Origin of the sequence: Citrobacter sp. Cpo148, assembly GCF_030332375.1 — a bacterium.
Taxonomy (GTDB): Bacteria; Pseudomonadota; Gammaproteobacteria; order Enterobacterales; family Enterobacteriaceae; genus Citrobacter; species Citrobacter portucalensis.
On the sequence record NZ_JAOWHY010000042.1, the window covers coordinates 36,480 to 48,452 of the forward strand.

General features: G+C 44.4%; 9 protein-coding genes and 1 tRNA gene. 9 read left to right on the forward strand and 1 reads right to left on the reverse strand.

Annotation, left to right across the window (positions count from 1 at the left end; translation table 11 throughout):
• The first annotated feature begins 140 nt into the window (after positions 1 to 140).
• From OGY10_RS06880 to OGY10_RS06920, 9 genes are all read left to right on the forward strand, one after another.
• Positions 141 to 860, forward strand: coding sequence for a Crp/Fnr family transcriptional regulator (locus tag OGY10_RS06880; protein ID WP_286576524.1), 720 nt, complete (start codon positions 141 to 143; stop codon positions 858 to 860).
• Positions 861 to 1,458: 598 nt separating this feature from the next.
• Positions 1,459 to 2,046 carry a common pilus major fimbrillin subunit EcpA gene (gene ecpA, locus OGY10_RS06885; protein WP_003830835.1) on the forward strand — a complete coding sequence of 196 codons (588 nt, stop codon included), beginning with the start codon at positions 1,459 to 1,461 and terminating at the stop codon, positions 2,044 to 2,046.
• A 52-nt stretch (positions 2,047 to 2,098) separates the two neighbouring features.
• The gene (locus OGY10_RS06890) at positions 2,099 to 2,776 is read left to right on the forward strand and encodes an EcpB family pilus assembly chaperone (RefSeq protein WP_286576526.1); all 678 of its coding nucleotides are present in this window, start codon (positions 2,099 to 2,101) and stop codon (positions 2,774 to 2,776) included.
• Between the two features lie 58 nt (positions 2,777 to 2,834).
• Complete coding sequence (locus OGY10_RS06895; RefSeq protein ID WP_286576528.1) at positions 2,835 to 5,327, forward strand: CS1-pili formation C-terminal domain-containing protein; 2,493 nt, start codon at positions 2,835 to 2,837, stop codon at positions 5,325 to 5,327.
• A gap of 10 nt (positions 5,328 to 5,337) precedes the next feature.
• Positions 5,338 to 6,945, forward strand: coding sequence for a fimbrial adhesin EcpD family protein (locus OGY10_RS06900; RefSeq protein ID WP_032942432.1), 1,608 nt, complete (start codon positions 5,338 to 5,340; stop codon positions 6,943 to 6,945).
• Positions 6,942 to 7,637, forward strand: coding sequence for a fimbrial biogenesis chaperone (locus OGY10_RS06905; RefSeq protein WP_286576532.1), 696 nt, complete (start codon positions 6,942 to 6,944; stop codon positions 7,635 to 7,637). Before OGY10_RS06900 ends, OGY10_RS06905 begins: the two co-directional genes overlap by 4 nt.
• A gap of 517 nt (positions 7,638 to 8,154) precedes the next feature.
• On the forward strand, positions 8,155 to 9,603 hold the full coding sequence (locus OGY10_RS06910) for an EAL domain-containing protein (protein ID WP_149607815.1): 1,449 nt from the start codon (positions 8,155 to 8,157) through the stop codon (positions 9,601 to 9,603).
• Positions 9,604 to 9,867: 264 nt separating this feature from the next.
• Entirely contained in the window at positions 9,868 to 10,332 is a 465-nt protein-coding gene (locus tag OGY10_RS06915; RefSeq protein WP_191226392.1) for a methyltransferase family protein, read from the forward strand.
• A 165-nt stretch (positions 10,333 to 10,497) separates the two neighbouring features.
• Positions 10,498 to 10,573 (forward strand) — tRNA-Thr (locus OGY10_RS06920).
• 209 nt (positions 10,574 to 10,782) lie between these two features.
• On the opposite strand, the gene OGY10_RS06925 is transcribed toward OGY10_RS06920, so the two are convergent.
• Positions 10,783 to 11,964, reverse strand: a complete 1,182-nt coding sequence (locus tag OGY10_RS06925; protein WP_137377047.1) for a MalY/PatB family protein — start codon at positions 11,962 to 11,964, stop codon at positions 10,783 to 10,785.
• Positions 11,965 to 11,973: the final 9 nt, after the last annotated feature.

Here is an 11,973-nt window from a genome sequence, read left to right on the forward strand (position 1 = left end):
CTATGCTCTCACCAGCGCCCGAAAGGCGACGTATCACAGAATTTTCCCTGCCAGCATGAATTTTCCTGGTCTTCGTTTCACGTATTGTTCCCATGGCCCGATCTATTAGAATCAATCTCATTTTTATGAGGAGTTGTTGCGTGAAATCGGATATTCACAAACTTAGTATTCCTGTTGTGCCGCTTGGCAACCCGTTTCCTCCCCGTCATTGTTCGCTGTGCCCAAAGGGAGCGGCAATTGACCGTGATAATCAATACAAATTAATAGACAAAAGAAGGCGGTTTAAAGCTGGGGAGATACTCGCTCGGCAGGATGAAACCGCGGATATGCTTTTTGTTATCCATGAGGGGTACTGCAAGTCCAGCGTGGAATGTGGCGATAACGTTTTTATCAGCCGCTTTTATGTTCCGGGAGATATCATGGCGCTGGATGCTGTCGAAGGAGGGAAGTATCTGACAACTATCCAGGCCGCAACGGCTGCAGAGGTTTGCCACATTGATATTGCGCGATTGTTCAAGGTAGCAGATAAGGAGCCTTCGGTTGCTGCCGCAGTCATCAAGTTTCTCTGCAGGGACAATGGATTCATTGTTGAAAAACTGCGGCGCTATGCGAATAAACATGCTGAGGCCAGGATCGCGGCTTTCCTGGTGGAATTTTACGAGATGCATTTGCGCATCGGCAGGCCAGAAACGACGCTTCGCTTGCCATTTTCTCGGGAGGAAATTGCCAGTTATCTCGATCTTAAAATTGAAACCGTTAGCCGCTCATTAAAATCACTTGAACAGCAGAATTTGATTACCTTACATAGGGTACGTACCGTAACTATTAATAGTTATCTTGGTTTAAAACGTTTTATCTAATTTTCTATTTAACGATAATCATTATCTCTCCTGATAAGCCAGGAATATTCATTTTATATGGAAAATTCCTGGTTTTAATTTTGTCAAATAATTATCAATTAGAATGTGGTTTCTGTAGGTGAATGATTTTTTTATAAGAATATTCCCTCGCAAATGGATATATCATGAGAATTTTCTTGCGGCGTTAAAAATTTAGCATAATTGCAACAAATAATAAGCATTATAGAGAAACTATGGAGGTGTTAATTATCTTTATGTTTTGTAAGGGTTTTGCTCTCGTGGTATTTGTATGATCTTTTTGATATTTATCAAAAACATAAAAAAGATGAATTGTTTGATTTGTCTTATTTATTTGGGGGATAGTTCTGGTTCATGGTGTTATTTAAGCAAATTAAACTTAGGAAACTTCTTAGATTATCGTTTTAGTGGGAAAATTCTTAGTCTTTTTGTAATTTTTGCGTTTCAGGGTTTGTTGAGATGTTACTTAATTCAAATGATAATTTTTGGGCGCGGCAATTCTGGCTCGCAATTAATGGAACCGCTGGAGTGACTTAATAATAAGACTCGGTGGTGAGTTTGTTCTTAGGAGAAGATAAAAATGAAAAAATTATTATTAGTGACCTCTCTGGCGTCTGTATTTGTTGCGGCAAATGCAATGGCAGATGTCACTGCTTCTGCAACGGCCTCGTGGGACGCGACGGCAACAAAAGATACCACCAGCATGTTGGTCGTCACTCCGCTGAACTCTTTGACTTTCCAGTATGCGGAAGGTCTGAATGGCTTCAACTCCCAGGATGGCGCGTTTGATGTGACTATTCAGGGCCAGGAAACGGCAACTGATTTTGAACTGACCGCTCAGATTATTAGCAATACTCTGACCAACGCCAGTGGCGATGCGTCTACCCTGAACGTAGGGGTGGCATGGAATGGCACCGCGTTGACCAATTCATCAGATACTGTCCTGGTAAATTCCAGCTCGACTTCTGGTCTTGAAAGCCTGATGGCTGATGGCGCTTACAACGGTGCTGACCGCGTCAGCGATCAATCCAACTTCAAATTCACCATTGCGTCTGCGACTTCTGATGGTAGCACGCCGGTAACGGATTACTCTGCACTGCCAGACGGCTATTGGACTGGTGATGTAAAAGTACAGTTCAATGCAACCTGGACGACTCCGTCCGCCTAAGAAATAAAATTTCGGGAGGAGAAATTCTCCCGAATTTATCAGGAATGGTGTCATGAATAAATATTTACCGGCAGCAATGTTGGTAGGGTTGGTAATCTCTTTTTCCAGCTGGGCAATTAACGTTGGTGATATCACGTCGATAATGACTTCTTCTGAGAGTTCATTATCGAAAGAAATTACTAATACGACAGATTCGGCTCGTTATGTCAGCGTATCGGTAAAACAACTGTCATCACCTTTAGCGGGCGGAGTCGAAATAAAACCCGTTAATTCCGGGGAATTACTCTCTACGCCTGCCAATCTAATTCTGCCTGGTCAGGCAAAGGATGTTTTTCGCTTCTTTTATAAAGGGCCAGTTGATGATATCGAGCGTTATTATCGTCTGCAATGGATAGATGAGCCGGTCACCGAGAGCGCGGAAACCAGGGCCAATAAATTGGCTGTTGCGACAGCGTCAGCAGAAATTGGCACAATCTTGGTCGTTGCGCCGCGAAAAGAGCGTTTTGAATATAACCGTAATGGTGATGTTATTAGCAATACTGGCAATGTTTCATTTCGAGTAATCGCCTATGGGGCTTGCAAAGATAATGCTCGCGATCAGGGACGGGGCTGTCGTGAACGTTATTACATTATGCCAGGTACAAAAATAAAACTGCAGTTCACCGACATTAGTAATAGCCGCTCACGCATCGGTATCTGGCACGGTAAGCAGTTTATTACAGTGAAGTGATGGTCAATGGCAGCCATCTGTACGGGATAAATAAAAATACCGGATTGTAAGGATGCATATGACAACAACATATATTGTTGGCGGTAGCATTTGTCTTTTTCTTGCGCTGACACCAGGAACTTCACATGCAGCCCCAGTAAAAGTGGGTAATTACGTTATTCCCAGCGCTTTCGCCCGTTCACTGGAGCAGGGAATGACGGTGCCGGTATATATACGTTACAACGAGACTGATGAGAAAAGTCAGCAAAAAATTGCCGATGCGGTGATTTCGCTTGTTGATGGCAATATTACAGTTAAAGCCCTGACTCTTGCTGAGTTGCCTAATAATGCCGTGTTATCTGGAAAAACTCGTGCGTTGGTAGAAAAAATTCGTGATGTGAAATTTCACGATAACACCAGTATCGAGCTATCGGACAATGCACGCCTGCAGCTCAACGTTTCTTCATTTCACCTGGAGATGATTGTCAGCAAAGATGCGTTAACTGAAGCGATTGTCGCACGCAGTAGCCTGCTTGGACCTTCCAGCGTGGAGTCTCTCTCTAACGTCCTGAACTATAACTTTGGTACCTACTACAACGATTATCATAATGGCAGCAGTACCCGCAGCTATCTGACGGTGGACAACACAACATCGCTGCGTGAGCACCATATCAACATTAACGGTTCGTTTTACGGCATCGGCGACAGCAACGGCACCAGTAAACTCTATCGTGCGATGTATGAGCGTGATTATGACGGTTATCGACTGGCGCTCGGGATGCTCGACACCTGGAATGTCCAGTCTATCGCCAGCCTGAATGCGCTGAATGGCGGGAAAATTTACGGTGTGAGCTACGGAAACAAAGGAAGTACGGTTGTTGAGAATACCGCGCTTTCACTCACGCCGATTACCGTATTTTTGCCAGCCGCTGGCGAGGTTCATGTCTTCCGTGATGGGCGTTTGCTCAGCGTCCAGAACTTTAATATGGGCAGTTATGAAATTGATACCAGTCGTTTTCCGTATGGTGTTTATGACGTCACGGTAGATATCGTGGTCAATGGCCGGACAATTAATAGTCGTATCAGCAGGGTTAATAAAATCTTTGCCCGCCAACAAGCTGCTGGGATTGATCAGCTCTCGTGGCAACTGTTTGGGGGCTCACTGGATTATGACCGTGTGAGTTATAAGCGAAATCATTATCAGGATTTGGGCAGCGAGCAGACCTGGATTGCCGGGGGGGCCGCATCGGTGACGCTGGCAATATTGTCGGGGCTGGGCCTGAAGTCCACGCTCTACGGTTTTGACAACAATGCGGTTAATGAAACGGATGTCACGCTGAATGTGAATGAATACGTCAGTATTGGCAATCAGATGTTGGTAGCGAACGATTCATCATGGCGAAACATCAGTAACATTAATCTCAATGTCCCTGAGGGATATGGTTCCCTTTGGGCATCTCGTGAAGACAGTAAAATTGGCGATCGCTTGCCTATGCAGGAGCGTGATAACTATTCCATTGGCGGAACTCTTAACCTCGGAAAGTTTATTCCTCATGGTGGTTCACTCACCGTTAGTCAGACGGAGAATCGTTACTCAGGCAATAAATACCGTAATCTGGATTACAACACGACTCTCTATTCGGGAAGGTATGCCACGATTGGGTTACGTGCAGGAATTCAGCGTTATTACTACAACAACCGAAATGACGATGGGCGACAGGAACGTTATGTCAGCCTGGATTTATCGTTGCCGTTGGCATCCTGGTTGAGCATGGGCGTCTCCCGGGATCGCTATGGCAGTACTCAGGGTAATCTCAGCGCGCGCAAGCAGTATGCTGAGGGCCCGATTAAATCGGTCGGATTGTCGGCATCAACGCGTCTGAGTGGCGAACAGAATTACGACAATAATTATTCGGTAAACGGCAATCTAAGTTATGACACGAAATATAACGCTGGCACCGTATCGGTAACACGTTCTGCTGACAACTCCACCAATATGAACTTCTCTTCCCAAGGTTCTCTGGCATGGGCAGGTAAAGACTTCGGTCTGAGTAAAGAGAGGCAGCGTTCTGGCGTTATCGTAAAAACAGATTTGACCGGCGAGGGGAAACTGGCTGCGAAGATTAATAACCGCAATTATCGTCTCAGCGGTAAATCAAACTTCATTGCACTGCCGCCTTATGCTCAGTACAAGCTGGAGATCCTTAATGATAAAAATTCTGAAGACAGCTTCGATATTGTTTCAGGGCGAAAACAGGAACTGACGCTTTATCCGGGCAACGTTGGCGTTATCAACCCTGAAGTGAAAAGCATGGTCACCGTATTCGGTCGCATTCGTTATCCCGATGGACAGTTGGCTGCAAATACCGATATTCATAACCACATCGGTAAAACACGTACGGATGCAAAAGGTGAGTTTGCTATCGATATTGATAAAAAGTATCCGGTTATTACGTTAATTTCTGCCAATGGCGGGGTATGTGAAGCCGATCTGGATCTGGAAAAAGCACGCGGCGCGGCGTGGGTTGGCGATGTGAAATGTGCAACGCAAACCACGATGGCACAACGATAAGGTATTAATAATGAATAAATCTCTATCTCTTATTTTTGGGTGTGCCTTTGCCGTGTTATCCCCATCTGCCTGGGCGCTCTCGGCATCCACTCAGGCAGCAGTCAATAACAATTATCTGTTTATAGAAAACAATGTTGATAACGAATACTTTATTACACCTTCCTCTCTTGATCCCCGCATTAGCGGGTCGAACACCTGGGTAAAATATGGAAACGATCAGGATAGCCTGGGATACATAGGTATCGTTGGCTGGGTGGCCAATACCTCATATTATAAGGATATGTGGATTGATAATTCACCAATCAGTGAACCATTCCGGGGTATTCGTTGCACCACTGGTGCTAATTGCCCTGCATCTGGCTATATTGCTGCCGAGCTAACCGATCAATTTGGTTTTTATCACACTAAAGCAACCGGATCCGGGATCGCCGGTGGATATTATGGTTTTGCATCGCTGACAGACTCGGCGTATGAATACTTTCGCAATATGTCGGTCGGAAGCGCAGAGACATATAACCTTAATTTTTGTCGAACCACGATTGACTATGATTATGCGGCTGGGCAACGTTGTAAAGACCAGAGCAGCGGTAATTGGTATATCAGACCTTATACATTAAATAAAATAGGTCATTTATCTTTGGTTTCTACCAATGCATTTCAGGAGTTATGGGTTGCCAGTGATGGCACCCCGAGCATCACTAAAGACAGTGGTTATTGTGAGCTGGGTGTGGTCAGTCGTGAAGATGGTGTTATCTGTAAGATGATTTCATATAATTTAAATCAAACCAGCAATCTGACGGCTTCACTACGTATTCGTATGTACGCGGATAGCGGTTTGCTCGGTTTTACGCCTGCGGCTGCCACAATAAAATATTCTGGTGATGGTCAAACCTGGACTAACTTTAGCTCGACGTCGGTTTATTATAATATTTTTAGTAATAGTGGTGAGTATGTCTATGTTTTTCTGTCGAAAACATTCCTGAAAAATATGGTGGATCGTGGCGTCAGTATCACCAACAGCCAACCATTTACATTTGCTTTTACAAATAGCGTGACGCCAGAGTCGGGGTATTACCAGTTTACTCCTTCGCTACAGCTCAATATTGTGCCAAAGGAATATGGGATCAGTATTATCTCATCGGATAACAGCACCTCGGCAAGCGGCAGCGGCACAATTGGCGAGACCGCTCCGATTGAGATGGATTACACCGTGACGGTCTCGGGGCCTCGTCAGGCTGATAGCATTACCGCACAAGTTATTGGGGAAAGTACGACGATAAACAATGTGCCTTATTGCCTGTTCACTTCTACGCAAGGTGGGTTATCTGTCCCAATTCCCGCCTTTCTGCAATACAACAGTCAGTCGGGTGGCGTGGTACAGAAACGAAATAGCTGTAGTGAAGCGGCGATCAGCATGAGAGATGCGCAATGGCAACAGACGCCCTGGGACGCAAATAATACAGATGATGGAAGCTACTTTGCGACTGATTTAAAATTGCTTTTCCCAATGAATGATTCGCGTTCGATGTTGACCGTTTCCGGTGCGGATTGGGAAGGTGTTGTCAGTGCCAGCGGAGAGATAAAAGTGACGGCGAATTGGGTGGGAGTGACGCCATGAGCCACTGTCGTTTGGCGCTAAGATGGATATTGGCCTTGCTTTCCGGGCTGGCGGTGTTCTCCGCACAGGCAGTCTACCTGGAGTCGACCATTTATGAGATGCCATCGGATAAATCATTTATCAGTAAACGAATCTATAACGATAGCCAGAAACAGAATTTATACAGTATTGGCGCAGTAAAAATTGATAAGCCGGGACCCGGAGGTGAAAACAGAAGTGCTATTGCTGAAGGCGAACTTCTGTTTACTCCGCTGAATTTTTCACTGGCTCCGCAGGCGAGTGAGTTTTTTAAGATTTTCTACCGTGGGCCGCAGGATGATAAAGAACGCTATTACCGAATACTGTTTCGTGAAATGCCGATAACGCTGTTTACCGAGCGTAATCAAGGGAAAGGCGGACAGGCTCTCCCGGTGATCGCTATGGATACCATATTGGTCGTTCGTCCGAGGAAAATGAACCTGGCCTACACAATTGATGAGATAAACGGGACGTTGAAAAACACAGGGAATACTTTTTTCAAAATTATCGTACACCAGGGGTGTCACTCAACTGATGATGAAGCCACCATGCGTTATGTGTTACCGGGGGAGACCTGGCATAGTAGTGAGTTGAAAACAAAAAACCGGAAATTTATCGTAGCGTTGCAGAAATACCTACCCGTGGGTCAGGGTTGCTTAAAGCTTAATCATTAAGGGTGTTGGGTCTGAACCAATATGCCCTGATTATATATTGAACCTATACTGTCACTCGCTATAGAAAATGTAGCAATAAATTTAGAGTCGATGAAACAATATGTCGTGCATATTGCCGGAAATGTTTATGAATACAAGATCTACGACATCCTCTCTTAGTTTGCCGGTCAGCATAAACTACGGTAGTATGTTATTCTGTTGGTCACTGTAGTTATATGTTTTGTAAATTTTGTATTTATAGTTTTTTGTTTTGTAATGAAGTGAAAGTGAGTAAAGGGATTTGTACTGATTAAGAAATGGAGATTTTTCTTTTTCAATTTTTAAATGGAACTTACGGTGTGATGAGAATACTCATATGGATAACTGTGATTATAAATTCTGAATTTACGTGATATGGCTTATGGATAAAGTTATATCACGAATCGCCTTATGATTATTGGAGGTCGAAGGTGTTGTATATTCTCTCGTGAATAGAGCGAGGGACCTGCTATGCCATAAATTTAAGTTGGTGATAACTATGAATACGAAAAAAATTTTTCTGCTCAGTTATGATACTTTCCTTTTTTCAGGAATAAAAGCATGGTTACCAAATCTGGTATTGATCGATGCACGGACATTTATTTCTGGCACGCAGTCAGTTATGTCGCAATATCCGTCCTGCTTGCTGGTGATCGATAACCGGTTGCCATTATTATTGGTCAAAAAATGGCTTCAGAGAAACAGTACACAGTTCATCAACATACACTGTATTGTTCTGCGGATGTGCGAAACCCTGCCTGTTAATCGGGGATATGAAGACTATTCCTTTATCAACGGGGGGGAATTGTCGGAGCAGTTGATCGCTCAATTAAAAGAGAGTTTATTGGCACCTAACAAAGTTGTGGAAGTCAATAAAGACTCACCGATGTTTACTTTTAACTTGACTGAATTTGAAGAAGAAATGCTGTATTCATCATTCACAAAAGAAAAACTGCATGATTTCTGTATTGCTAATTCGCTAACAATTAAGTCAGTGTATCGATATCGGGATAAAATTACTGCTCGCCTCGGCTTTTCTAATTTTAATGAAACTGTTATCTTTTTAACCCGAAATAATTTATTAAATGAAAGCTCTATAATCAATAATAATGTGAATGGGGATGCAGTTTACACTGACGCATATGATGTTTCGGATACTAGTAGACTGAGTATGGCAATAAGGAATGAGGAGATCATTCCTTATTTTCAGCCCATCGTGAATATCAGGGGCGACGTTTGTGGTGTTGAGGTATTGGCTCGTTGGCCACAGGGACATAACTATGCTATTTCTCAGCGAGAGTTTATTCCATTGGCTGAAAAAAGTGGCTTAATCAATGAGTTAACTAGCTATTTAATGACCGCTGTTGCGCGCAATCTGGTCTCTGGAGGCGCAAGCATTAATAAAACTCTGTTCGTTTCTTTTAATGTCAGTCCGTCAGGTTTAAATAATCCCGTATTCTATTGGGAATGCCTTAATTTTATGGAGATAACGCAAGGTCTGCCGATAAAATTGATGATAGAGATAACAGAGAACCAGACGTTCACGATCACTCCTGCAATCAAAGAGCTTATTCGTTCGTTACGAAATAAAGGTGTTTTGTTCGCTTTGGATGATTTTGGTACTGGATACGCTAATCTCTGCTATCTCAATGAGTTAGACCTGGATGTAATCAAAATTGATAAAAGCTTCATTAAGGAAATTAAAGAGGTTGATCAATATATCCCTATGCTCGAGTCAATTACTCACCTTTCAGGACTTCTGGGGTTACGTACGGTGGCTGAGGGCGTTGAAAATGACTATCAGCAACAATGGCTGGGAAAAAATAATGTTGACTATCTGCAGGGGTATCAGTTTCTACCGCCAGTGACATTTAATGATTTTATCCGGTATTACCAGCAGTCTGTAGATTTGTTTGAATCAGCGTCGGATTCACCTTTATCTACGTAATTCATTTTTGACACGGTTTTTACATTTGAAGGGTAAACCTTTAAACGAGTATGTGCTCTGAGCTGACATGGCCTGTAGCATGATTTTTTCCTGAACACCAGGGGCAGACGCCTCTGGTATGGGCGTCTTTGCATCGCTGCCTGTCTGCCTGGTTAAGTAAAAAGTCCTATAGTGAGGTGTGCACCGTTTGTTTATGTATCTTAAACGGTGTATTTATAGTGATATCAGCGTTAATCAAACAGGTACTGAGGTTTGCCCGTAGCCATGCGTCATTTCCTGACAAAATTAAGAGTCTGGCTTCCACCACCACTCATCCTGTTATTATTCCTCATCGCGGATGCGTTGACGGCGATCCCGCGTTTCACATTTGGCGCGGTGACTATCGTAATAAGTGCATTGTTGGCTAGCGTCAGTCTGGCGATGATACTGCATACCGCGTGGCAGATGCGGAAGAAACGTACGACGCTAAACCCACTGCATGCAGAGAAATCGACCACGCTTGTTACTGGCGGATGTTATGCCTGGAGCCGCAATCCAATCTATCTTGGAATGAGTGGACTCCAGTTAGCTTTTTCTCTCTACGTTGGTAGCCTGATTGGAATATTGGCTGCACCGCTGTTTATACTGGTGGTTGCCAGATTACATATTGATTTTGAAGAGGAACAACTGCGAAAACATTTCGGGCCGGAATGGATACGCTATGAGCAGCGTGTTCGCCGCTGGTTATAGAATTCCCTTGCCGCGTACCAGGACACCTGTGACGACACGATTCGTGCGTAATTGAATCCGGATGATGCAAAAATAGGCGTTTGATTCGCAAGGCCATTGACGCATCGCCCGGTTAGTTTTAACCTTCTACCCCGTGTTCACATTCGTGGGCATGTCCTTATCAGGGCCGATATAGCTCAGTTGGTAGAGCAGCGCATTCGTAATGCGAAGGTCGTAGGTTCGACTCCTATTATCGGCACCATTTCAAACTCTTCCCAAGTCTACCGAAATCAACTAAAAGCCCGTTTACTGCGGTTTTCAGCGCACATCTTATTTTTCGGGTAACCTGCACCACGTTCTCCGTATCGCCATTCTTGGTTGGTAGTTCAGAGGCCGTTAATCAGGCCTCGTCGAAATGGCTGATAATATCGAGCGGCCCTGTGCCAGGACCGATTCGTTTACTGAGCAGATTCAGCAGGATGTAAATGCAATACGCTTCAACCCCTCTACCGCTTTTTCGAGGTAGGCGCGTGGACATCCCATGTTCAGGCGGATAAAACCTTTTCCAGCAGGACCAAAGCCATTTCCCATTGAAGGCGCAATACCGGCAACATCAAGCATTACCCATTTGAGCTGCTCATCATCCAGTCCAAGCGCTTTGCAATCTATCCACAGTAGATACGTTGCCTGGGAAGGAACAACCCGAGCCCATGGGAGATATTCATCAATTTGTTGAATAAACCAGCGTCGATTTTCAGCCAGATAGCCAAGTAAATCGTCTAACCATGGTGCACCATGTTGCCACGCAGCCGTACTCGCCTCGACGGATAGCGCATTGAATACATCCAGTCCATGCGCATCCAGACGGCGTAAAAAGTGTTCACGCAATGCCGGTGCCGGTATCAGAAAATTAGCAATACGCAATGTCGACAAACCAAACGTTTTACTGGCTGAAGTAGCTGAAATTACACGCGAATGCCAGCGTTCTCCCAGATGCAGAACTGAAGTAAATTGTTCTCCAGGAAGCAATAAATCTGCCCATATCTCATCAGACAGCAACGTCACATCATAGGTCTCGCATAGCGTAAGTAGCTGTTCCAGCTCCTGTGCAGTCCAACAACGACCGGTTGGATTATGCGGATTACATAAAATCATCAACGGCGGACGTTCAGTCCGGAATAACATTTCCAGGTGAGCAAAATCCATTTGATAACCGGTAGCCGGGTCCTCATACAACGGATTTTCCAGCAGCTGTCTGCCGTTCAGAGAGATAATTTTAGCGAATGAGCCATAATAAGGCCCCTGAACGACCACGCCTTCACCGGGTTGACTTAGCATTTGTACGAGTAGCGATAATCCCGGAACAACACCTTCAATACTGCAGATCCACTCTTGCTTGATTTCCAGCTGATGCCGGGTTGAGAACCATGAAATTAATGAATCAAAGTAGCTTTGTGGTCGTTCGCTGTAACCAAAAATACCGTGCCCGACGCGGTGAGTTAAAGCCTCCTGAACAGCGGGCGGGCAAGTAAAGTCAAAATCAGACACCCACATTGGCAACAGTTGATGTGTATCCTCGCCGAAATATCGCGCCATAAAGTCCCATTTCAACGAGGCGGTATCGTGACGATCGATAATCTTATTAAAATCCATTACATGCTC